The following is a 23,341-nucleotide window of genomic DNA, read 5'->3' on the forward strand; positions in this document are numbered from 1 at the left end:
CGTTTACTTTTCCGCTTGACTGCCTGTTTTTTGGGCTAAAACCCGCAAATCTGACAAATTTTGATTATTTTTTAAACTTGAGTGCGGAAGTTTTAGCCGACCCTTCTCAACCTGCTGGAGAGAACATGTTCGAAGTTCTGCAAAACGACATATTGGCGCCCAACGTGCACCGCATGGTCATTCGCGCCCCGCGCATCGCCAAAGCCCGGCAACCGGGCCAGTTTGTCATTGTCCACCCTGAAGCGGGTGGTGAGCGCATCCCCCTGACCATTGGCGATGCCGATCCGCAGGCTGGCACCATCACCCTGTTTATTCAGGCGGTCGGAGCTTCGACCCTGAAGATCGTCAACACCCCCGTTGGGAGCTCCCTGCGCGACATCGCGGGCCCCTTGGGCAAAGCGACCGAAATAGAACAATGGGGACGGGTTGTCTGTGTCGGCGGTGGCCTTGGCACCGCGGTTCTGTATCCTCTGGCCAAAGCCCTTGCGGAAGCCGGCAACGAAGTTACCACCATTATCGGGGGGCGCTCCAAGCCATTCATCATTCTGGCCGATGAACTCGGTGCGTTTTCCAATGAAGTGCTCGTCGCTACCGAAGACGGCAGTCTCGGCCGGCAGGGCTTTGTCACTCACGTCCTGCAGGAACTGATCGATGCCCCGGACAGGCGTCCGGCCGCGGTGTTCGCCATCGGCCCGGTGCCGATGATGCGCGCCGTCGCCGAACTCACCCGCCCGTATGGCATCAAAACCATCGTCAGCCTCAACCCCATCATGATCGATGGCACCGGCATGTGCGGCGGATGCCGGGTAAAGGTCGGTGACGAAACCAAATTCGCCTGCGTCGACGGCCCGGAATTCGACGGCCATCTGGTCGACTTCGGACTGCTGATGGACCGACTGTCCATGTATCGGGACACCGAAGCCAAGATTCTGGCGGAACTGCCCGAGGAACTGCGTGAAAAAATCATCAAGGTGAAACGATAATCCATCATGACAAATGAGTTGAAACCCAAAGAACGCATGGCCATTGATCGGGTAAAAATGCCCGAACAATCCCCCCGGCGCCGCATCGGTAATTTTGAGGAAGTCAACCAGGGTCTCACCGAAGAGCAGGCCATTCAGGAAGCGAAACGCTGCCTGCTGTGTAAGTCCCGCCCTTGTGTGGCCGGCTGCCCGGTGCGCGTGCGCATCCCTGATTTCATTGCCGCCCTGGCCGAGGGCGACCTGCCCGAAGCGGCGCGCATCCTGTTGGCGGACAACACCCTGCCGGCCGTCTGCGGACGGGTCTGTCCACAGGAAACCCAGTGCGAACAGGTCTGCGTACGCGGAGCCAAGGGGGCGCCGGTGGCCATCGGCTACCTGGAAAGGTTTGTTGCCGATTGGGCGCTTGCCCATCCTGACAAGCTGCACAAGGAAATCCTGCCGGCACCCACGGGCAAAAAAGTCGCCATCGTCGGTTCTGGACCGGCCGGGCTCACCATGGCCGGCGAACTGGCGCGCAAAGGGCACGCCGTGACCTTGTTCGAGGCGCTGCACGATACCGGCGGAGTGCTGCGTTACGGCATTCCCGAGTTCCGCCTGCCCAAGCGCATCGTCGATATCGAGGTGAAACGCCTTCAAGACATTGGTGTGCAGATCGAGTGCAATGTAGTGGTCGGTAAAACCGTCACCCTCGATGAACTGCGTCAGGAATTCGATGCCGTGTTCATCGGCAACGGCGCCGGCCTGCCGGTAATGCTCAACATTGACGGCGAAAACCTCAAAGGGGTCTACTCCGCCAACGAATACCTGACTCGGGTAAACCTGATGGCGGCCTGGCGCGACGACGTCCCCACCCCGATCATTCGTGGCAAGCGGGTGGCGGTCATCGGCGGAGGCAATACCGCCATGGATGCGGTGCGCACATCCCGGCGCCTCGGCGCGGAGCGCTCGATCATCGTCTACCGGCGCACCGAGGTCGAAATGCCGGCCCGCGTCGAGGAAATCCACCATGCCAAGGAAGAAGGCATCGAATTCCTTCTGCTGGCGGCACCGCTTGAAATTCTCGGCGATGAAAAAGGCTGGGTCAAGGGACTGCTTTGCCAGCGCATGCAGCTGGGCGAACCCGACGCTTCCGGCCGGCGCCGCCCGGTGCCCATTGAAGGCGACACCTTCGTTCTGGATGTCGACGTGGTGGTCAACGCCGTCGGCACCCGTGCCAACCCACTGCTGACAGCGACGGCACCCGATCTCAAACTGAACAAGTGGGGCAATATCGAAACCGACGAGCGGGGCGCCACCAGCCTGCCCGGCGTGTTTGCCGGCGGCGACATCGTGCGAGGCGGCGCCACCGTCATTCTGGCCATGGGCGACGGCAAAATGGCAGCCCAGGCCATCGACGAGTATCTGAAACAACAGAATTGATGCCACCCCAACAACCCGTATCGAAGCCCGTACCGTAAAGGTACGGGCTTTTTGCTATCCGGGATGCCCCACACTGGATCTTCACCGAAAAATTGGCTATGCTGGGCGTATGAGTGAACATACCTGCGATTTACAAGAGCACCTGTCCACAATTCTTGACAGCGTTGCCGACGGCGTTTTTACCGTCGATAGCGAAATGCGCATAACCTGGTTCAACCACGCTGCGGAACGCATTACCGGATTCAGCCGCGAAGAAGCCCTGGGGCAGCGCTGCTGTGAAATTTTCCGCAGCTCCATCTGTTTTTCCGAATGTCCTGTGCGCAAGGCCATGGCCACGGGCTCCAACGTGGAAAACCGGGAAATCGACATCCTCGATCGACACAATCGTGAAATCCCCATCTCCGTGTCGGCCTCGGTGCTGCGCAATACCCGGGGAGAGCCGGTTGGCGGCGTTGAAACCTTTCGCGACCTGAGCCGCATCCATGCTCTGCAGAAAGAGGTTTCGGAAAAGCATCGTTTCCAGGACATGGTCAGCCGCAACCCCGTCATGCGCAAGCTGTTCGATGTTCTGCCCGACATTGCGGCCAGCCAGGCCACTGTTTTGCTTCAGGGAGACAGCGGCACCGGCAAGGAACTGTTTGCCCGGGCTCTCCACAACCTCAGTCCCCGCCGTCACCACCCCTTGGTGATTCTCAACTGTGGCGCCCTGCCGGAGCAATTGCTCGAGGCTGAAATCTTCGGAGTCCGCAAGGGAGCCTACACCGGCGCCACCGAAGACAGGCCCGGGCGTCTGCAGCAAGCCGAAGGGGGCACCCTGTTTCTTGATGAGATCGGCGACCTGCCCCTGCCCCTGCAGGTAAAATTGTTACGCGTTCTTGAAAATCGGGAGTATCAGCCACTGGGCGCACGGCGCCCGCGCAAAGCCAATGTGCGGTTTCTGGCCGCCACGCACCAGGACCTGGAATCCATGGTGAGGCAGAAACTTTTCCGGCAGGATCTATACTTCCGCCTCAATGTGGTCCCGCTACGCATCCCTGCCCTGCGGGAGCGCAGCGAGGACATCCCGCTGCTCCTCGACATGGCCCTGGACCGGTTCAATGCCCTTTACGACAAAAAACTGCGCGGATTTAGCCCGGAAGCCCTGTCTGTGCTGATGGACCACGACTACCCCGGCAACATAAGGGAACTTCTCAACATCGTCGAACGTGCAGCCATACTGTGCCGTGGAGAATGGATCGAGCCTGAGCACCTGCCCACAGGGCTGCGCACCCCGCCTTTGACCCGCAAAAACGACGAGAACAGATCACCCGCAACCCCCTCCCGCTCCCAACTGCACGCATTGCTGGCGCAATGCAACGGCAATCGCGCCGCCGCCGCTCAAAAACTTGGAGTTAACCGCACCACGCTATGGCGCTGGCTCAAACGACTGGAAACAGGCGATTGACCGTTGCAAATATACGCAACAAGTGCAACACCCAATGCAACGCTAAACCTATTGTTTTTAAACAACAAAGTCCTAAATGTTGCAGTGTTGCAACGAACAGCACCGATGCATAATTCCGAAAGAATCCCTACCAACCATCCCAACATGCCGTTTTTACTCGTATTTTAAAATTTTCCACTTTGATAAAACTTGGCATGATCATTGTTATACAAGCAGGTCATGGACATGCACTCCCCACAAACATCAACGTGCCGCATCGCCTTGCCCTGTTATGAAAACAGGGTCATGCCCCGTTTCGGCATGGCTCGAACCTTCATCTTTGCGGATATCAATCGCAGCAAAAAACAGATCACGGCCATTACCGAGAAGAACTGGGAGTCAAGCCAACCGATGGACCTGCCGGCATGGCTGCAACAGCAGCGCGTCGAAGGGGTATTGTGCGGCGGCATTCACCCCCGTTATCAAATCGCTCTCGAAGCCAAAGGCATGTGGGTGGCGTGGGGATTCCGCGGAGAAATAGAAGCGGTCCTGAACCAGTGGCTCGATGCCGAAAAGCACCCTGATAAGCTGGCCGATGGCTTTGGTTTCGTGAGTTGTTGCCGGATACAGCATGCAGCGGCATCAAACAAAATATCAAACACCCCCTGCCCAAGGAGAAAAAAACCATGAAGATTGCCATCACCGCCCAAGGCCAAACTCCCCAAAGCACCGTGGATCCGCGCTTCGGTCGCGCCGCCTGGTTGTTGATCCACGATGATTGCGACAACAGCTGGGAAAGCATCGACAATATCGCCGGGCGTGACACCGCCCATGGAGCCGGCATTCAAGCCGCGCAAAAGGTTGCGGACCATGGCGTGGAAGCGCTGATTACAGGAGCCATCGGACCCAAGGCCTTTACCTCCCTGACGGCCGGCCGCATACGTATCTATCATGGTGCGACCGGCACCGCGCAAGAGGCCCTTGCCGCCTTCAAGGCCGGCAAACTCAAAGAGGCCTCTGAACAGGATGCAACGGGCGGGGTTTGAGCGCACCCCCATCAAGCAGAGCGCCCGGGCACTGCAAGCTCACTTGCCGCGACCTGCGGACAGTCGCCCGCGCCCCTCGAACCATGGATTCGCCATGCCAATAAAAATCGCGATCGCCAGCGGCAAGGGCGGTACCGGCAAAACCACTGTCGCCACCAACCTGGTGCGGATGGCGGCCCAAAGGGGCTACCAGGCAGCCTATATTGACTGCGACGTCGAAGCTCCCAACGGCCACCTGTTTTTGCGTCCTGAAATAACCCAGCGGGAAGTAGTGCGTGTGCCGGTTCCGGCCGTGGATGAGAAACGTTGCGACCACTGCGGCGAATGCGCGCGCTTCTGCCAGTACCACGCGCTCCTGTGCCTGCCCGAGCAGACCCTGCTGTTTCCTGAACTCTGCCACGGTTGCGGGGGCTGCCGGCTGCTCTGTCCGAAAGACGCTATCCAGGAGACAACCAGGGACATCGGCTATTGCCAGTCAGGCCGTGCGGATCAGGCTGATTTTATATCCGGGTGTCTGAACATTGGAGAGGCAAAAAGCCCACCGTTGATTCGCGCCGTCAAAAGCCGGATGCCGACCACGGGCATGGCCTTCATCGACTCGCCTCCCGGCACATCCTGTCCGGTGGTAGAGAGCCTTCGCGACTGCAATTTCGTGGTTCTGGTGACCGAACCGACGCCCTTCGGCCTGCACGACCTCGGCCTGGCGTTCGACATGGTACGACTACTGGATATCCCCTGCGGGGTGGTGATCAACCGTGCCTCCGACAACGACCGGGAAACCCTGGCCTGGTGTGAAACGCGGCAGTTGCCGATACTGGCCAGCCTGCCCGACGACCGCAAAGCGGCCGAGGCCTACTCGCGCGGCAAACTTATCGCCGATGCCGTGTCCGGCTTTGCACAACCGTTTGCCGAACTGCTGGATACCCTGCTGTCATTACCGCAGGTTGCCTGCCACACCGTAAGCGGAGAGCGACCATGAAACAGCTGACGGTTATCAGCGGCAAAGGCGGTACTGGCAAAACATCGGTGACAGCCTCCCTGGCGGTGCTGACGGAGAAGGTGGTAATGGCCGATTGTGATGTGGACGCTGCCGACCTGCACCTGGTCCTGGCTCCGCGGATTTTGTCCCGGCAGCCCTTCAGCGGCGGCAAACAGGCCTGGATTGACGCATCCATCTGCGCAATGTGCCAGCACTGCGTGGAACTCTGCCGATTCGAAGCAGTGCATTGTTCAGGGGAGACCTGCAGCATCGACGGCACAGCCTGCGAGGGCTGTGGCGTTTGTGCCCGATTCTGTCCAACCGGAGCAATCCGTTTCGAGGATGCCCAAAACGGTGAGTGGTACCTTTCGGAAACGCGGGTCGGTCCCATGGTTCATGCACGGCTGGGAATTGCCGAGGAAAATTCCGGAAAACTGGTTTCGCTGGTAAGAGACGAAGCCCGCAAAATTGCCAACCGGCAACAACGCAATACCATTATTATCGACGGCTCGCCGGGCACCGGGTGTCCGGTTATCGCCTCCATCACCGGCACGGATCTCGCCTTGCTGGTAACGGAACCGACCCTGAGTGGTCTGCATGACATGGAACGTGTCGCCGATCTGACCGAGCACTTTCGGATTCCGACGATGATTGCCATCAACAAATGGGACATTAATCCGGAACTGACCTCGCGCATCGAGGCAACCGCTGCCCACCGCCATCTCATGGTGGGTGGAAGGATTCGATATGACCGATGCGTCACTGAAGCACAAATCCGGGGCCGGGCCGTGGTCGAGCTGGCCGAAGCACCAGCCGCAGCCGACCTCGAAAATCTGTGGCACTCGGTACAAAAAGTTTTGCACCCTGGAACGTAAAAATCCCGTACTGCGAACACCATGTTCCGCAACAACAAAGGAGAACCTATTATGAAAATCGCCATCCCCCTGGTCGGAGGAAAACTCAGTCAACATTTCGGTCACTGTGAGGAATTCGTCCTGCTCGAAATCTGCGCCGATGCCAAAACGATTACCGGAAAAAGCCTGCACCAACCGCCACCCCATGAACCGGGCATGCTGCCCCGCTGGCTCAATCAACTCGGCGCCGAGGTAATCATTGCTGGTGGCATGGGCCGGCGCGCCCAGGAACTTTTCACGGAAAACGGCATCAAGGTGGTCGTTGGCGCAGCAGCGGACGCCCCTGAAAAGCTTGTTAACGCCTATCTGCAGAACACTCTGGAAGTCGGAGAAAACTGCTGCGATCACTGACAGAAACCGGCCGCCAGATGGGCGGAACATTGTTGTCGCCGCCACGAAAATGCAACTTATTTCCCAATGGCGGTTCTGAGAAGAAGGAGAAAAGGATTATGGATTCATGCACCTCATCCGACCAATGCGCCTCCGGGCAACCATCCGCATGCGAACTGCAAGCCAAAATGAAGCAACGCCTTGGACGCATTAACCGCAAGATTCTTGTCATGTCAGGCAAAGGTGGCGTCGGCAAAAGTTCCACGGCCGTGAACCTCGCTCTGGCGCTGGCCCAGGAGGGTTATGCGGTGGGACTGCTTGATATCGACCTGCACGGCCCCAGTGTTCCAAAAATGCTCGGTTTGGAGGGGAAGCAGCTGAGAAACGGACCCGACGGACTTCTGCCCATCGAATATCTGCAAAACCTGAAAGTTATTTCGGTAGGATTTCTGCTCAGCAGCGACGATGAAGCCCTGGTTTGGAGAGGCCCGGCAAAAACAGGGCTCATCCAGCAGTTTCTGCGTGACGTGCAGTGGGGTGACCTGGATTTTCTAATTGTGGACTGTCCGCCCGGCACCGGCGACGAACCCTTGACCGCCGTCCAGACGCTGCTGGGAAATGATCAGAACAGCGGCGCGGTTATCGTCACCACGCCCCAGGAAGTCGCCCTGCTTGACGTGAGAAAATCAATCACCTTCTGCCGACGTCTGGAGATGCCGGTCCTCGGCGTCATCGAAAACATGAGCGGTTTTGTTTGCCCCAAATGCGGCGAAGTCATTGATATTTTCAAATCGGGCGGTGGCCTCCAGGTTGCGGAGAGCATGAAGGCTCCGTTTTTGGGCAAGATTCCCATGGACCCGGCCATGGTACAGGCCGGCGACAATGGCAAACCCTATCTTGCCCTGCGAGGGGAAACGGAAACCAGCAAAACCTATCGCCAGATTGCCGCCTCCCTTATGCAAAGTCCCGCCAATTAGTCTTCAGCCAGAAACGGCTCTTTTCCGCCGTGCGGCGCCAATCCGGAGTTTGCGGATGGCACCATTCAGCCGCAGCAGGCCCAGCCCCGGGCGAGCCAGCCCGGGGCGGGCTAGCCCGACCTGCCCATTCGCTCCTTATTTTGGAGGCTTCTGCACGGGCACCCTACTCTTTCTTCCATATACGCCGCCGGCAAAAGGTACGATGAGTCCAAAAAAAAGGACCTGCCGGTTGGCAGGTCCTTTGAATGTTTTGGTAGCGGGGGCAGGATTTGAACCTGCGACCTTCGGGTTATGAGCCCGACGAGCTACCGAACTGCTCCACCCCGCGTCAAGAAGATGAACTATACGCTTTTAGCTGGCACATGTCAACCCCTTGAGGATACTACTTTGTATCTAGCGTTTTTTCACCAGGGGGGCATTTGCCAGACGCGCCGCTTTCAAAGTGGAAGCAGCTCCGTCGGCAGCTGACCGAGAGGCAAATGGTCCAACATACACACGATACCAGATCCCCTTGGCTCCAAGATCGGTTTTTTCCACGTAGGCGGCGTAACCGCTTTTCGTTAAACGAGAACTGAGATCCTGGGCACTGGCCTGCTTCTGTACCGAAGCGACCTGAATGATGAACCCACCACCGGATGATGTCACCGGAGCGCTGGCCGTGACGGGCCTGGGTGACGGAGCCGTAACCGGCTCTACCTTGGGTGCGGAAACCTTGGGTCGGGCTTCCGCTACGACCGGCTTAGCCACTGCGGACGGCGGCTGGAGCGCGGAATCTCGCGACTTATCTACGCGAGCAGGAGTCACCTCGGCAGGCTGGGGCGGAAGGTTGATGCCACTGCCCATGGGAGGCTGCGTTCCTTCGGGAAGTGTTTCGTAGAAGGTCAACGCCGGATTCGCCGCTGGTTCTTCGGCAGGGGCTGTGGCCGCCCCGGTTTCGGTTCCGGCCTCCGGCACGGCTATGGCGATACGCCCGGAAGTCGTCAGATCCTCCTTCACGATGACATTATCCTCTCCGCTGCGACCAACCATCACGCCCAGCCCGTAGCTGACCAGGGAGATGATCAGTCCCAGAACGATCAGGACCATCGTCTGTTTTTTTTCAAGGCGCCTCTGTGAGCGGGATACGACCTGACGATTCATGACTTTTCCTCCTGTCTACATCCGCTCGGGAGCGGAAACTCCGAGCAAGAGCAACGCGTTACGCAGAACAATCCGCACACAATTGACCAGATAGAGCCGGGCACGGCTAACTTCGGGATCCTCGACCAGCACCCGGCCCTTATTGTAATAACTGTGAAAGCGCGCAGCCAGTTCCTGGAGATAGAAAACCACCCTGTGGGGTTCGAATTGTGCAGCGGCCCCATCGACGACTTCGGGGTAGCGAGACAGAAGCCTGGCCAGCGCCAGCTCATCCTCGAGAGCAAGAACCTCGAAATCAACCTTGCCCATCTCCGGAACAGCCAGACCCTGCTCCACGGCATTGCGGTTGATGCTGCAGACCCTGGCATGGGCGTACTGAACATAAAATACCGGATTTTCGTTGCTCTGTTTTTTTGCCAGTTCAAGATCGAAATCGAGCTGACTATCGGAACGGCGCATCAGAAAAAAGAACCGGCAGGCATCTCGGCCAACCTCGTCGATAACCTCGCGCAGCGTTACAAATTCACCGGAGCGGGTACTCATCGCGACCTGCTGGCCATCCCGCAACAGATTGACCAATTGTACCAGAATAATCTGCAGATCCTCCGGATTGCGTCCGAGGCCGGCAAGCACAGCCTTCATGCGGGGAACATAACCGTGGTGGTCAGCCCCCCAGACGTCGATAACCATATCAAAGCCGCGCTCGAATTTTTCCTTATGATAAGCCACATCCGAGGCGAAGTAGGTCATGACACCATTGGAACGCACCAGCACGCGGTCCTTGTCATCTCCGAAATCCGTGGTGCGAAACCAGATTGCCCCTTCCTTTTCGTAGGTCAGGCCACGCTCCCTGAGAAGGGCGATGCCTCGATCCACTGACTGCCGATCGTAGAGGCTCTGTTCACTGTACCAGTTGTCAAAGCGCACTCCGAAGGCCGCCAGGTCTTCCTCAATGCCTTCACGAATCTTTCCGCCGCCCTGTTCCGCGAAAAAACGCAGGGCTTCTTCCTCGGGCAAATGCTGTAGACGATCCCCTTCACGCTCCAGAATTTCCCGTGCAAGATCGATAACATAAACACCCTGGTAACAATCCGTCGGAAAATCGACCGTCTCACCGAGCAACTCCAGATATCGCAACATGAGGGATCGCCCCAACGTCAGCATCTGATTACCGGCATCGTTGATATAGTATTCGCGCTGCACCTCATAACCGGCGGCGGAGAGCACTGCGGCCACCGCATCGCCAGTAGCCGCACCCCGCCCGTGTCCGATATGCAGAGGCCCGGTTGGATTGGCACTGACGAATTCAACCTGAACCTTGCGCCCGGCGCCGGAATGAGTTCGGCCGTACTGCTCACCCTGGCGCACCACTTCGTCGAGGACCCCGAACCAGCATCGTGGCGAGAGATAAAAGTTGATGAATCCCGGGCCAGCGATGTCGACCCTGTTCCACATTCCAGCACCTTCTCCGAGTGCCGCCACGATGGCCTCGGCGACTTTGCGCGGAGCTTTTTTTTCTGCTTTTGCAAGGATCATGGCAACGTTGGTGGAAAAGTCGCCGTGCTCGGCATGGGCCGGCACTTCCAATCCGATCTCGGGGATCTGCCCGGAATGCAGCTGTTGCTGATCGAAGCAGGTTTGCAAGGCCTGACCAATGTACTGACGCAACCGTTCTTTCATGAAAGCTACTTTCTGTATGGGAATATTTACAGGCCGCGGAGATGCTGCCCCATTGTCCTCTCCGGCATGGGTAGAAACCCGCGGGAAAAGTCCTTGCGGCGCCCGCCGGGCCGCATTTTCAAACGTCGTATGTTAGCCTTGCGGCTACGCTCCTGTCAAGCCGGTGCTATGCCCATAAAAAAACCCGGCCGAGGCCGGGTGAAGCTTTTTCCTTTTCGCAGCAAGCCCATCTCAGGGTAAAGTTCCAGAGTTGCCTGCCGTACCGGAAGACGGGGGGGCCTCACCGGGAAACTGGTAAACGATCTCCCCGTCACCGACCATGCCCAACTCCTTGCGGGCCAGAGTTTCAATATATATGCGGTCTGTCTTGAGTTTGCTGATTTCGGTCTTCAGGTCGCTGATTGTCTTCTGTTTTTCGGCAACCTGCTGCTCCAGGTCGACTTTCTGTCGACGCGACTGCAACATGCGCAGAACACCCTTTTCGCCAAACAGCGCAGCCGCCAGAATAAAGAGAATGATGGACACAGGCAGCCATGGGATCCGACGGCCCGAACCACTTTCGCTGGATGTATTTTTAGTGGCTGCCATGCGCGTGCTCCTGCCAAGGCTCGCACCAGAGTTTACCAGATAAAAGCCGGATCGGCATCCATGGATGCCGGCATTTGGAAAACAATCAGTTCAGGGAAATCCGCCCGCGAATCTTTTCAAGGGTCTGTTTTCCGACGCCTTTGACTTTAAGCAGATCTTCCACCCTGGTGAAAGGGCCGTGCGCCTGACGGTAATCCACAATACGCTGAGCCGTCACCGCGCCAATACCGGGCAGGGCCCGCAGTTGCTTAACGCCGGCATTGTTGACGGCGACCATGGATACAGCCGCCGACGGCGCTTTCTCGGATGCGGCCGGAGCTGAAAAAGCGGCCCCGGGTGCAACAATGAGAAAACATACCACCACCAACAGCCAGTTTACCAGTACTTTCATCGTGCCTCCTTACGGTTGATAGATGCCGACAGCCCGCATGCCCGTCAGAAATATAAACGGGCACATTGTTGTTAACATCTTTTCATATTATCCGTCAATGAAATTTTACACATCTTCTGCAAGGAGAAGGCACGCTACAGGCACCGATTACAAGGTTTCATCCAGCCGGCTGCCTGGATGCGAAGTCTTGCCGATGCCGGTCAGAGCAAAGCTGAATGATATTTCCTGCTCATCGCGGCGGTCCCGCCAGGATAGAAACAGACTCCAGCATTGGGCACGGTATTCCAGATTGAGAACATTTTCCAGGGTTACGCTCGAGTCGAGCGAATAACGTTGTTCGTAGTTGATATAAACAGGTTTAAGCCAGGCCAAATCCAGGTTGGCGCTCAGATACTCCTGCTCGTCACGCCAGTATCGATACCGCAGCGCCAGGCCATTGCCCCGGCCGTCCTCCAGTCCACCCTCGGCATGAAAGGTTGCCAGACCGCCGCCGCTGGTGGCAAGACGCGAATCGATATCCAGGTAACTGTGCCGCGTCGGGCGGACGACAAGTTCGGTACGCAGAGCACTCCAGCGCTCGGCTTCATCCCGCTGCGGCGCCAGCAGATCGCTGTGATCGGATCGGGAAATATCGTACTCCTGGGCCAGGCGCAGATAGAGGTATTCATGATAGTCAACCTGGCCCTGTTCCGATTCCTGTCGTGCGATAAGGCGGTTAACCAGGCCGTAACTGACAGTATTGCGCCGGCCGATGAAATCCTCAAACTCAAGTCGAGGCAGATCCTCCTGATCGACGCCGGGCACATATTCGTAGATAATTTCGGGTTGCAGCACGTGCTGAAGCTTACGGACGACTTCACCATCGACAGCATAAACCCGGCTCAGGCGGGTTCCGAGGCGCAGGCTCGCATCCGGCACACCTTTGTGTTCCTGCTCGCCATCCCAGGCATAAACTCTCTCGAGATAGCCCATGGAGGCCCCGATTTCCAGCCAGCCGCCCGGATTGAATTGCGCGGATATTTCCGGGCGCAAGCCGATGCGACCGACCTTCTCTCCCTGTTTTTTCCAAAGATACGCAGCTGAAGAATCGAGTCGAAAATAAAACGGTGTGTAGCCAAACCGGCGGCGCAAGATATCGAAGCGCACCTCTGGCAGGCGCTGTAAAGTCAGATCGTCATCAACCGGCAGTTCCTCGTCGTCCTCATTCAACTGACGCAGGTAGCGGAACTGGCCGGCAAGATTGGCATTGCCCCAATGCCGGCTGGCGGCGATCACCGATTCGGCACGAGCGCGATTATATTCACCGGCCACCTCACCGAAATCGGAAAAATAGCGGCGGCTGCTGACATACTGGGCATCCGCGGTCAGCCATATCTGCCCCGGCAAGGTCCCCATATGCTGCCAGGCAAGAGCAACCTGATCGCTGTTCCCGTCCAGACCGGACACATGGTACAACTTGGCCTGGCCATCGTTGTCGTGTCCCAGGAAATATCGGTACTCTACCCCTTTACCCACACCGAGCCGCGAATAATAATCGAGAAAAAAGGTCGCATCCATGTGGCGGTCGAGGACCTGATAATAGACCAGGGAAAGCTCCGTGCCACGTTTGTCCGACAGGCCGAAGCGCGGAGTCAGAAAGCCGGATTCCCGCTCGACCTTGACCGGGTAGCCCATGACCGGAAGATATAATACGGGCACATCGTAAATATGGAAAAATACGTGCCTGGCCCAGGCATAACCACCGACAGTCACATCCAGCTGCCGGGCACTGAATTTCCAGGAAGGACGTTCGCCATCGCAGGTGGTAAAAGTGCCATCGGCGATGCGGTACTGATATTTTCCGAGCTTTTCGATCTCGCTGCCCGCCACGTGAAAATTCGGTTTCGGCAGGAAAATACGCCCATTGCGAACCGAACCGACATCGCTGTCAATATTGAGGGTCAGAGCCTCGCCGCTAACCACGGCTTCCGGATCCAGCAACCGCACATTGCCAAAGGCCTGGGCATCGCCGGTTTCTTCATTGAATTGCATGCGGTCCGCGGCAAGGGTTGCTTCCCCCCGGCGCAGATGAACATCCCCCTGGGCCTGATAAACCCCTTCCTTCTGATCGAAAACCAGTTCATCGGCTTCAAGCGCAATAGGCAGGGGAGCTTGTTTTTCCTCGACGGCACAGGCAGGGCCACTGCCGCACAGGATACTTGCCAGTAGCAGCACCGCCACTTTCATAACAGGGAAAAAGTCTTTCACCGGGTCCTCTCCATATTCATCAAAAAATCCCGCACTTCGCCAACCAGAAACAGGGAGCCCGCCACCAGCACAACTTCCCCCTTTTCACAATCGGCCAGAGCCGCTGCCACAGCCTCGGCAGAAGATTCATGGACAGCGGCAGGAACCCCTGCGCGACGCGCTATTTGAACCAGTTTATCGGGTTCGACCGAGGGGGCAACCGGAGGCACGGTCGCATACAAGCGAAGCGTATGGGGAAGCAACGGGGCAAGAAGCTCATCGGGGTTTCTCGGCGCTTTGATCCCCGCCACCCAACGCACTTTGCCAAGGCCCAGATCCTCAAGATAACGCGCCAGAGCCAGGGCCCCGCCCTGGTTGTGCGCACCGTCGAGCAACACATCCGTATCTCCACGCCACCATTCGAGCCGGCCCGGCCAACGCACGTTTTCCACCCCGTCGCGCAAAGCCTTTACCGGCAAGGGCAGGCCGTGATCGCGCAACACTGTGGCGACAGCCAGCGCGACCGCAAGATTCTGGCGCTGATGGCCCCCTTCAAGACCGGGACGCAGATTCTCGACAACCAGGTCGGCATGATGAAAATCGAAGCACGGCGGATGCTCGACAATCCGATAATCACGATTCCAAAGACAGACCGGAGCATTGCTTTGCTCGGCCCGTGCCAACAGGACACGTTTGGCTTCAGGTTGCTGAGGGCCTATGACCACCGGCACCTGCGGCTTGATGATGCCGGCTTTCTCCCCGGCGACAGCGGCCAGGTCCGGGCCAAGATGTTCAGCGTGATCCATACACACGGGAGTTATGACGCTGACTTCGGGCATTACAGCATTGGTGGCGTCGAGGCGTCCCCCCATGCCGACTTCCAGCACCGCAAAGTCGACCCTTTCACGGTGAAAATGCAGCAGCGCCATGGCAGTTGTAAATTCAAAAAAGGTAACCGGCAGGGTACCAACCACGGCGCGCACCAGATCGACAAGCGCCACCATATCGGGTTCGGGGATCGCCCGACCGTCGATCCGTATGCGTTCGGTAAAGGAATGCAGATGGGGGGAGGTATACAATCCGGTGCGCAACCCGGCCGACTGCAGCATCAAGGCCGTGGCCACCGATACGGAACCCTTGCCATTGGTGCCGGCCACATGGACGATGCGCATCGTCCGCTCCGGGTGCCCCAGGCGGGTCAGCAGGGTCTGGATATTGCTCAGTCCCAGCTTGATGCCGAAGCGTTGCAGACCATACAGGTAATCCAGACTCTGTTGATAATCCATAGGTTATTGCTTCATGAAAATATGCAGTATCTGCGACAGGCGCGCCTTCATTTCGGGACGGCGCACGATCATATCCACCATGCCGTGCTCCAGCAGGTATTCGGATCGCTGAAAACCTTCGGGCAGTTTCTGCCGGATGGTCTGCTCGATAACACGCGGGCCGGCAAACCCGATCAGGGCGCGGGGTTCGGCCATGTTGATATCGCCGAGCATGGCGAAACTCGCCGTGACGCCGCCGGTGGTCGGGTCGGTCAAAACCGAAACGAAAGGCAGGCCGGCTTCCTTGAGCCGGGCCAGAGCCGCACTGGTCTTGGCCATCTGCATAAGCGACATGATGCTTTCCTGCATGCGCGCGCCACCGGAAGATGAAAAAACCAGGCAGGGACAACGGTTTTCAAGGGCTTTCTCCGCCGCCCGTGTGACTTTTTCACCGACCACGGATCCCATGCTGCCACCCATGAAGGAAAAGTCGAATACGGCGATCACCACCGGCAGGGAGTCGATCGTTCCCTCGCCCCAGATCACGGCGTCATTCAGGCCGCTGTTGTTAATGGCCGAACCGATGCGATCCCGATAACGCTTGCCATCCTTGAAGTCGAGAAAATCGACGGAACGCATGGCGGCATCGCGTTCGGCAAAGGAACCATCGTCCAATACCAGGGCAATACGCTCACGCGCCGAAATCCGAAAATGGTAATCGCATTTGGGACAGACGTTCTGATTGCGTTCGATCTCCTTGGCATAAATAATTTCATTGCAATGGGGACATTTTCGCCAGACCCCCTCAGGCATTTTAACCTTTTTGCTTTCGACAGGCACAATTGGCGCCTTTGATTTTTTAAACCAGGCCATCTCTCACCTCGTTGTCGTCTCTATCCAGGTGTCCGGATGCGAAACGATGAGTTTCGGAATCGGCAGACAGCGCCCCGGATCCCGCATCGGGCCACCGGGGGAGCCCTCCGGTCGAATGGCAACTCCCGCACTGATCAGTCAAAAAACGTAACTTTATGAAAGACTCAAAGCGATTTCAACCGTTTTCTGCCAGAATACGTACCTGCCGAAGCAAATCCATGAACATCTTTGCATTGATCCGCCCCGTATTCACATTGTAGCGGCTGGTATGGTAGCAGGCGACGACCCAAAGCCCGGTCGGCAACTGGTAGCATGCTGCATGCGCAAAGGGATAATCGGCAGCTCGCTCAACAATTCCGGACTCCTGGCACAGACGCAGGTAACTGTCAAAAGCCCCACGGCCCAGAGCCATTACCACCTTCAGATTCTTCAGGCGCTTCTGTTCCGCGGCCAGAAAGGGCCGGCATTGTCTGAATTCGATATGCTGCGGTTTGTTTTGTGGCGGCACACATTTAACCGCATTGCTGATATAAAGATCCTGCAGCGTCAGTCCGTCTCCGGGGTGTTCGGCTTGCGGCTGGCTGGCAAAACCTGCGGCATGCAACAACGGATACATGAAATCTCCCGCGCCATCCCCGGTAAACGGCCGGCCGGTACGGTTGGCGCCATGCGCACCCGGCGCCAGGCCCAGCAGGAAAACCCGCGCGGCGGGATCACCGAACCCGGGCACTGGCCGATTCCAGTATTCCACGCGCTGCCGCCCCTTCGCCGGCTCAAGTTCGCTCATATAACCAGCCAGTCTGGGACAACGGCTACAATCCGAAAGTTTTTCCAGATCGTAACCGCTCACGGCTTGTCTTTTTCCGAAGCCTGCGATGAGGTCTTCCTGGTTCGCCCTGACGGGCGCCGCCGCCGTGGCCTGTCCTTGCCGGCGCCTGCGGCAGGGGCCCCTCCGCGGGGCCGGACGGGCTTTTTGGCCGCAGGTGTGTAGGATTTGAAATCATGGCAGAAATCGCTGTCTTCGGGGAACACGGAGGGAACCCGATGGCCAATATAGTCTTCGATGTCGGCCAGGTAAAAAACGGTATCCTCATCGGCAAAACTGATGGCCTTGCCGGCAGCACCCGCGCGCGCCGTGCGCCCGACGCGATGCACGTAGTCTTCACGGTCCTGGGGCAGATCGTAATTGATGACATGGGTAACGCCGTCGACATGGATCCCCCGGGACGCCACATCGGTGCCGACGAGGAAATGAATGCGGCCTTCCTTGAAATCGTCCAGGATGCGCATCCGCTTTTTCTGGGGGATGTCACCGGAGATGAGGGCAGCCTTGAAGCCGTTGGCCCGCAAACGACCGGACAGACGTTCGGCTTCCCGTTTTGTATTGACAAACAGCATCACGCAGGTTGCCGGTTCCTTTTTCAGCAGCCCCATCAACAGGGCAAACTTTTCACGGCGCGCAACATGGTAGAGCACCTCTTCAATCTGTTCGGCCGTAACCATTTCCGGCGCCACTTTGACTTTTTCGGCAAGGTTCATGAACTCATAGGCAAGTTCCATCACCCGCTGGGACAAAGTGGCTGAAAAAAGCATGGTCTGTCGACGTTCGAAGGGCGGCAATTTACGCAAAATATACCTTAGATCCCGAATAAATCCCATATCGAACATGCGATCCGCTTCGTCTATGACGAGAGTCTGAATACTGCCCAGAGAAACGGCGCCTTGCTTGACATAATCGATAAGACGGCCAGGCGTTGCGATGATGATATCCACGCCGCCGTGCAGGGCCTGTCGCTGCTTTTCATAATCGACACCGCCGAAAATCGGTTGAATGGTAAAATTACTGAAGCGCCCAAGTCCGGTGGCATCTTCGGCAATCTGCACAACCAATTCCCGGGTAGGAGCAAGAATCAGCGCTCGCGGCGCCGTTGGTTTCGGACAGGGCTCGGCAATCAACCGGGCAAACAGGGAAATCAGAAATGCGGCGGTTTTGCCGGTGCCGGTCTGCGCCTGCGCGGCCACATCCTTGCCATCGAGCGCCAGAGGGATGGATTGTTCCTGCACTGGAGTCAGGACGGTAAAACCCATGGCATCGATGCCCTGTTGCACCTGCTGGGGAAGATCGAGTTCGGTAAACTGCATAAAATTTTCCTATGGCTGGCCTCCGCCCGAAATGGACGGAAAAGCTTCCTGTGTTTGAGATATGAAGGATTAGAAAAGAGAACCCATTGGACAGCCGATCATCGCCCCGGGTGGAAAAATTATTCGGCGGGAAGTGATCGCAGCCCGATTTCCGGTGGGTACAGACCGGGCGTTCACCCTATGCTGATGCGCCGCAATTGCGAACGCTTTTAACTTTATGAATGAAGGCCGCCACTTTGTGCGGATCCTTGATGCCGGGTGCCTGCTCCACCCCGCTGGAGACATCAACGCCATACGGCCGTACCCTGGCTACCGCTTCGGCCACGCAATCTGAATCGAGGCCACCAGCCAGGATAACGGGATACTCCCGAGCGACCCGTGCCGCAAGCTGCCAATCGCAGCGATGCCCGGTACCGCCGAACTGGTCCGGAACGTATGCATCGAGAAGAATCGCCCTCGCGGGATAGCTGTCCAGCCGGTCCAGGATTTTTTCATCGCGCAAGCGCAACGCCTTGATTACCCGATAGGGAGCCAGCTGACGACAGATGGCAGGGGACTCGTCACCGTGCAACTGAATGACATCCAGCCCGCAGAAATCGGCAATTTGCCGCACCTGCCCGACCTCCCGATTCACGAAAAGCCCGACAGTTGTCACGAAAGGCGGCAGTGCTTCGACAATTTCCCGCACCCGCGCCGGTTCAACATGGCGTGGGCTGCGTTCATAAAACACGAATCCGAGCGCATCGGCACCACAACGCGCGGCATGTATTGCGTCATCGATGCGGGTTATGCCGCATATTTTAATCCTGGTCGGATTCACGTTTTTTCACCTTCAGAGGCCCGAAGCGACAGGCGGTGTCGATCGCGACGCCCGAACCGGCCTCCCTTACAAATCTGTGCCGGGCAGTCCTCAAGCGAGAGAATCGCCCAGCAACATAGCCAGCTTGCCTTCAATATCCTGTTCGCGCACCAGACTTTCGCCGATCAAAAATGCATCGGCACCAGCACGTTGCAAACGACAGATGTCTTCACGACAATGTATACCGCTCTCGGAGACCACCAGCCGGTCGGCCGGGACGCTCGGCAAAAGTCGCTCCGTCACCGCCAGGTCGGTATGAAAGGTTTTCAGATTCCGGTTGTTGATGCCGAGCATCGGCGTCGGCACCCGCAACGCACGCTCCAGCTCCGCCTGGTCATGCACCTCCAGCAGCACGTCCATTTTCAGCTCCGCGGCCAGACCGGCCAGATCGGCCAGGGCCCCATCGTCCAGCGCGGCGGCGATCAGCAAAATGGCATCGGCACCACATATCCGAGCCTCATAAACCTGGTAAGGATCGATGATAAAGTCCTTGCGCAGCAAGGGCAGTCGGACCGCATGCCGGATAGCGGCCAGATAATCGATCCTCCCGAAAAAAAACCTCGCATCGGTGAGCACGGACAGGCAGGCAGCCCCCGCGCGCTGATAACGGCATGCGATATCCACGGGGTCGAAATCAGCGCGGATCACGCCCTTGGAAGGTGACCCTTTTTTAACCTCGGCAATTACCGCCGTGCCATTCTGAGCCCGCCTTCGCAAAGCTTCTGAAAAAGGTCGAATCGCGTCGCATTCCTGCAGCCGGGCCTGCAAATCCGCCAGCGGCAGCACCTGCCGGGCCGCCTGAACCTCCCCGGCCTTATGCGTCAGTATCTTGTCGAGTATCACGTCTGCGTCATCCTGATCAATGCGTTGAGTTTTTCCATTGCCCGGCCCTCGTCGATGGCGGCGGCGGCCATACACAGGCCTTTCCCGATGGAATCGGCCATGCCGGCGGCAACCAGCGCAAAAGCACCGTTCAACAGGACAATGTCGCGCCGGGGACCTTTGTCGCCACGCAGTATCGCACGCACGAGCTCGGCGTTGCACCGGGCATCGCCTCCGGTCAGATCTTCAAGGCGGCAGCGCTTCAGGCCAAAGTCTTCAGGGGTGATCGTTTTCAGCTGAAAAACGCCATCGTCAATATCGGCAACACGCGTCCCAGCGGTGAGGGTCACCTCATCCATGCCATCCAGCCCGTGGACGACAAATCCCCGTCGGCAGCCCAGCCGACACAACACCTCCGCAAGCGTGGGCACCAGGTCGTCCTTGTAAACTCCAAGCACCTGGCGGTCGGCACCAGCCGGATTGGTCAGAGGGCCGAGAATATTGAAAATCGTACGGATGCCGATTTCCCGCCGCGGGCCTATGGCGTAACGCATGGCCCCGTGCAAAGCCGGCGCGAATAGAAAACCGATGCCGGTCTCGGCGATACAATGTTCCACCGTTTGCGCACTGACATCCAGGTTGACGCCAAGGGCCTCCAGCACATCGGCGCTGCCACACAGCGAAGAAACGCTGCGGTTGCCATGTTTGGCGACTTTCACGCCGCAGGCGGCCACGACAAACGCAACCGTCGTTGAAATATTGAAGGATTTCGTGCCACTGCCGCCGGTACCGCAGGTATCGAGAACAGCTGACATGGTCTCCTGATCAAGATTGATCTCTTCGCGGTCGATGTCCAGTACCTTGCCGACCCTTACCGGCGTCGCATGGTCACGCATGACCCGGGCCGCACCGGTAATCTCATCGACCGTCTCCCCCTTCATGCGCAGTGCCACGATAAAAGCCCCGATTTGGGCGGAGGTCGCCTCCCCCCCCATGATCAGGTTCATGACTTCAATCATGTCCGCTTCGCTGAGATTCTCCCCTTCAACGACACGGGCGATAGCCTGTTTGATCATAGCAGCGAGCCTCGGAATACAGCATCATCCAAGATGCAGAAAGTTTTGCAGCAGATCCTTTCCCGCCACGGTAAGGATGGACTCGGGGTGGAACTGAACGCCCCACAGGGGCAACTGGCGATGGCGCAACCCCATGATTTCTCCGTCCTCGGTCCATGCCGTGATCTCAAGACAATCGGGGAAGGTGGCACGCTCGATGACCAGGGAATGGTAGCGGGTCGCGTCAAACGGATTAGGCAAACCGGCAAACAGTTCCCGACCATCGTGATGGATGGGGCTGGTCTTGCCGTGCATGAGGCATCCGGCCCGAATGATGTTTCCACCGAAGGCATAGCCGATGGACTGGTGACCGAGACAAACTCCCAGAATCGGTAGTTTGCCGGCAAGTTGCTGGATAACTTCAACCGAAATGCCGGCTTCCCTGGGAGAACATGGCCCCGGAGAAACCACCAACCGGTCGGGCCGCCGCCGAATAATCCCTGCAATATCAATCTGATCGTTGCGGTACACCTCAACCTCCTCGCCAAGTTCAGCGAAGTACTGCACGAGATTGTAGGTGAAGGAATCGTAGTTATCGATCATCAACAACATGTCAATCGAGCCCCCTGCAAGCCATTTCAACAGCCTTCATGGCACCTCGTGCCTTGTTCAGCGTTTCCAGATATTCGGACTCGGGATCGGAATCGGCTACAATACCGGCGCCGGCCTGCAGATGAATTTTTCCATCATGAACCACCAGCGTACGGATGGCGATGGCCATGTCCATATTGCCGGAAAAGGAAAAATACCCTACCGCACCACCGTATATCTCGCGACGGCAAGGCTCGAGTTCCTCAATGATCTCCATGGCACGAATTTTGGGCGCGCCACTCAAAGTTCCAGCGGGAAAAGTCGCCGACAACACATCAAAGGCGTTCAGACCCTGGGCAAGCCTGCCACGGACATTGGATACAATATGCATGACATGGGAGTAGCGCTCAATGACTTTCAATTCGCTGACCTCCACCGACCCGGGGCAACAGACACGACCGAGATCATTACGACCCAGATCAACCAGCATAATATGTTCGGCCAGTTCTTTCGGATCCTCGAGCAGTTCCTGTTCCAGCGACAGATCTTCTGCCGGGGTGCGCCCGCGCGGGCGGGTCCCGGCAATGGGCCGAACTTCGGCCATGTCTCCTTCCTTGCGGACAAGCACTTCGGGAGAGGCACCAATCACCAGGGTTTCCCCAAAGCGCAGAAAAAACATGTAGGGAGAGGGATTCAGCGTGCGCAAGGCCCTGTATATATCCAAAGGCTCGCAGTCACCTATTTTTCCGGAAAACCGCTGGGACAGGACCACCTGAATGATATCGCCGGCCCGGACATACTCTTTGCATCGTTCCACAGCCTGGACGAATTGCTTGCGGGTAAAGTTGGATGTAAACTCGACAGGTTGCATGCTGCCACCCGGGACAGTGGCAGGCAAGGTCCGGCGCAATTTTCCCACAAGTTCATCGATGGCGGCAATACCGTGCGCGTAGGCGTCCTCGACACTACCTCCATCCTCAACGTGTACATTGCAGACAACCTTGATGACCTGGCGCAGGGTATCAAATATAAGCAGTTTTTCTGTAAGAATAAAGCAGGCATCGTCGGTGCCGATGGTTCGACAACCAACCTCGGGCAGGTCTTCAAAGTAACGAACCGTATCGTAACCGCAATATCCTACCAGTCCGCCAAAAAAACGAGGCAAACCCTGAACCGGCACCAGGCGGAACTGCTGCAGCAATCCTTGCAGGATTTCCAGTGGTTTGTCGCTTTCCCCTGCATCGATGAGGCTATCGCCATTGTGGAGTTCCCAGTACCGTCCGCGGCACCGGAAAATCTTACATGGACCACTACCAAGGAAAGAATACCTCGCCCATTTTTCGCCTCCGGCGATACTTTCCAGCAAAAAGCCGGTCTTTTGATCATCGATTTTGCGAAACGCCGACACCGGTGTCTCCATGTCGGCAAGTATTTCCCGATAAACAGGAATAAGATTGCCCTGACGGGCATATTGGCGGAATTCATCTAGACCTGGATAATACATGCCCCCTCCGAAAGTCGAATGGCACAGGTTAGCATGTAGCAATCGAATGGGTCAAGCCGACTCAGCCTTTAACGAAAAAAGGCAAGGAGCTCACTCCTTGCCTTTTTTCGTTTCAATTAGCGGCAACCCTGCCG

At 57.5% G+C, this 23,341-nt stretch carries 23 protein-coding genes and 1 tRNA gene; 9 read left to right on the forward strand and 15 right to left on the reverse strand.

Annotated features, from left to right (window positions below; all coding sequences use genetic code 11):
• The first annotated feature begins 125 nt into the window (after positions 1 to 125).
• The 9 genes from A6070_RS11910 to A6070_RS11950 all read left to right on the forward strand — a co-directional run bounded on the left by A6070_RS11910 (position 126) and on the right by A6070_RS11950 (position 8,071).
• Complete coding sequence (locus tag A6070_RS11910) at positions 126 to 983, forward strand: sulfide/dihydroorotate dehydrogenase-like FAD/NAD-binding protein (protein ID WP_072285965.1); 858 nt, start codon at positions 126 to 128, stop codon at positions 981 to 983.
• 6 nt (positions 984 to 989) lie between these two features.
• Positions 990 to 2,402, forward strand: coding sequence for an NADPH-dependent glutamate synthase (gene gltA, locus A6070_RS11915; RefSeq protein ID WP_072285966.1), 1,413 nt, complete (start codon positions 990 to 992; stop codon positions 2,400 to 2,402).
• Positions 2,403 to 2,511: 109 nt separating this feature from the next.
• The gene (locus tag A6070_RS11920; protein ID WP_072285967.1) at positions 2,512 to 3,846 is read left to right on the forward strand and encodes a sigma-54 interaction domain-containing protein; all 1,335 of its coding nucleotides are present in this window, start codon (positions 2,512 to 2,514) and stop codon (positions 3,844 to 3,846) included.
• A gap of 225 nt (positions 3,847 to 4,071) precedes the next feature.
• Positions 4,072 to 4,515 carry a NifB/NifX family molybdenum-iron cluster-binding protein gene (locus A6070_RS11925; RefSeq protein WP_158513975.1) on the forward strand — a complete coding sequence of 148 codons (444 nt, stop codon included), beginning with the start codon at positions 4,072 to 4,074 and terminating at the stop codon, positions 4,513 to 4,515.
• Positions 4,512 to 4,871, forward strand: coding sequence for a NifB/NifX family molybdenum-iron cluster-binding protein (locus A6070_RS11930; protein ID WP_072285969.1), 360 nt, complete (start codon positions 4,512 to 4,514; stop codon positions 4,869 to 4,871). The genes A6070_RS11925 and A6070_RS11930 overlap by 4 nt, the downstream gene beginning before the upstream one ends.
• A 94-nt stretch (positions 4,872 to 4,965) precedes the next feature.
• The gene (locus tag A6070_RS11935) at positions 4,966 to 5,850 is read left to right on the forward strand and encodes a nucleotide-binding protein (RefSeq protein ID WP_235605458.1); all 885 of its coding nucleotides are present in this window, start codon (positions 4,966 to 4,968) and stop codon (positions 5,848 to 5,850) included.
• Positions 5,847 to 6,725, forward strand: coding sequence for an ATP-binding protein (locus A6070_RS11940; RefSeq protein ID WP_072285970.1), 879 nt, complete (start codon positions 5,847 to 5,849; stop codon positions 6,723 to 6,725). Before A6070_RS11935 ends, A6070_RS11940 begins: the two co-directional genes overlap by 4 nt.
• A gap of 51 nt (positions 6,726 to 6,776) precedes the next feature.
• On the forward strand, positions 6,777 to 7,115 hold the full coding sequence (locus A6070_RS11945; RefSeq protein WP_072285971.1) for a NifB/NifX family molybdenum-iron cluster-binding protein: 339 nt from the start codon (positions 6,777 to 6,779) through the stop codon (positions 7,113 to 7,115).
• 98 nt (positions 7,116 to 7,213) lie between these two features.
• Positions 7,214 to 8,071 (forward strand): Mrp/NBP35 family ATP-binding protein, encoded by an 858-nt coding sequence (locus A6070_RS11950; protein ID WP_083558464.1) that lies wholly within the window; start codon positions 7,214 to 7,216, stop codon positions 8,069 to 8,071.
• Between the two features lie 251 nt (positions 8,072 to 8,322).
• On the opposite strand, the gene A6070_RS11955 is transcribed toward A6070_RS11950, so the two are convergent.
• The 15 genes from A6070_RS11955 to trpE all read right to left on the reverse strand — a co-directional run bounded on the left by A6070_RS11955 (position 8,323) and on the right by trpE (position 23,207).
• Positions 8,323 to 8,399: transfer RNA gene (locus A6070_RS11955), tRNA-Met, on the reverse strand.
• A gap of 65 nt (positions 8,400 to 8,464) precedes the next feature.
• Positions 8,465 to 9,211, reverse strand: coding sequence for an SPOR domain-containing protein (locus tag A6070_RS11960; protein WP_072285972.1), 747 nt, complete (start codon positions 9,209 to 9,211; stop codon positions 8,465 to 8,467).
• A 15-nt stretch (positions 9,212 to 9,226) separates the two neighbouring features.
• Positions 9,227 to 10,891 carry an arginine--tRNA ligase gene (argS, locus tag A6070_RS11965; RefSeq protein WP_072285973.1) on the reverse strand — a complete coding sequence of 555 codons (1,665 nt, stop codon included), beginning with the start codon at positions 10,889 to 10,891 and terminating at the stop codon, positions 9,227 to 9,229.
• A 231-nt stretch (positions 10,892 to 11,122) separates the two neighbouring features.
• Positions 11,123 to 11,479 carry an FtsB family cell division protein gene (locus tag A6070_RS11970; protein ID WP_072285974.1) on the reverse strand — a complete coding sequence of 119 codons (357 nt, stop codon included), beginning with the start codon at positions 11,477 to 11,479 and terminating at the stop codon, positions 11,123 to 11,125.
• A gap of 85 nt (positions 11,480 to 11,564) precedes the next feature.
• The gene (locus A6070_RS11975) at positions 11,565 to 11,870 is read right to left on the reverse strand and encodes a ComEA family DNA-binding protein (RefSeq protein WP_072285975.1); all 306 of its coding nucleotides are present in this window, start codon (positions 11,868 to 11,870) and stop codon (positions 11,565 to 11,567) included.
• A gap of 147 nt (positions 11,871 to 12,017) precedes the next feature.
• The gene (locus A6070_RS11980) at positions 12,018 to 14,117 is read right to left on the reverse strand and encodes an LPS-assembly protein LptD (protein WP_072285976.1); all 2,100 of its coding nucleotides are present in this window, start codon (positions 14,115 to 14,117) and stop codon (positions 12,018 to 12,020) included.
• Complete coding sequence (locus tag A6070_RS11985; RefSeq protein WP_072285977.1) at positions 14,114 to 15,382, reverse strand: bifunctional folylpolyglutamate synthase/dihydrofolate synthase; 1,269 nt, start codon at positions 15,380 to 15,382, stop codon at positions 14,114 to 14,116. Before A6070_RS11985 ends, A6070_RS11980 begins: the two co-directional genes overlap by 4 nt.
• Positions 15,383 to 15,385: 3 nt before the next feature.
• Positions 15,386 to 16,234, reverse strand: a complete 849-nt coding sequence (gene accD, locus A6070_RS11990; protein ID WP_072285978.1) for an acetyl-CoA carboxylase, carboxyltransferase subunit beta — start codon at positions 16,232 to 16,234, stop codon at positions 15,386 to 15,388.
• A 175-nt stretch (positions 16,235 to 16,409) separates the two neighbouring features.
• Complete coding sequence (locus A6070_RS11995; protein ID WP_235605459.1) at positions 16,410 to 17,021, reverse strand: uracil-DNA glycosylase; 612 nt, start codon at positions 17,019 to 17,021, stop codon at positions 16,410 to 16,412.
• A gap of 59 nt (positions 17,022 to 17,080) precedes the next feature.
• Positions 17,081 to 18,376: a DEAD/DEAH box helicase gene (locus tag A6070_RS12000; RefSeq protein ID WP_072285980.1), complete on the reverse strand. Its 1,296-nt coding sequence runs from the start codon at positions 18,374 to 18,376 to the stop codon at positions 17,081 to 17,083.
• Positions 18,377 to 18,554: 178 nt separating this feature from the next.
• Positions 18,555 to 19,196 carry a phosphoribosylanthranilate isomerase gene (locus tag A6070_RS12005; RefSeq protein ID WP_072285981.1) on the reverse strand — a complete coding sequence of 214 codons (642 nt, stop codon included), beginning with the start codon at positions 19,194 to 19,196 and terminating at the stop codon, positions 18,555 to 18,557.
• A gap of 90 nt (positions 19,197 to 19,286) precedes the next feature.
• On the reverse strand, positions 19,287 to 20,078 hold the full coding sequence (trpC, locus tag A6070_RS12010; RefSeq protein WP_072285982.1) for an indole-3-glycerol phosphate synthase TrpC: 792 nt from the start codon (positions 20,076 to 20,078) through the stop codon (positions 19,287 to 19,289).
• Entirely contained in the window at positions 20,075 to 21,133 is a 1,059-nt protein-coding gene (gene trpD / locus A6070_RS12015; protein ID WP_072285983.1) for an anthranilate phosphoribosyltransferase, read from the reverse strand. The genes trpC and trpD overlap by 4 nt, the downstream gene beginning before the upstream one ends.
• A gap of 24 nt (positions 21,134 to 21,157) precedes the next feature.
• The gene (locus tag A6070_RS12020; RefSeq protein ID WP_072285984.1) at positions 21,158 to 21,724 is read right to left on the reverse strand and encodes an anthranilate synthase component II; all 567 of its coding nucleotides are present in this window, start codon (positions 21,722 to 21,724) and stop codon (positions 21,158 to 21,160) included.
• Position 21,725: 1 nt separating this feature from the next.
• On the reverse strand, positions 21,726 to 23,207 hold the full coding sequence (gene trpE, locus A6070_RS12025) for an anthranilate synthase component I (protein ID WP_072285985.1): 1,482 nt from the start codon (positions 23,205 to 23,207) through the stop codon (positions 21,726 to 21,728).
• Between the last annotated feature and the right edge of the window lie 134 nt (positions 23,208 to 23,341).

Source organism: Syntrophotalea acetylenica, from assembly GCF_001888165.1.
Taxonomy (GTDB): domain Bacteria; phylum Desulfobacterota; class Desulfuromonadia; order Desulfuromonadales; family Syntrophotaleaceae; genus Syntrophotalea; species Syntrophotalea acetylenica.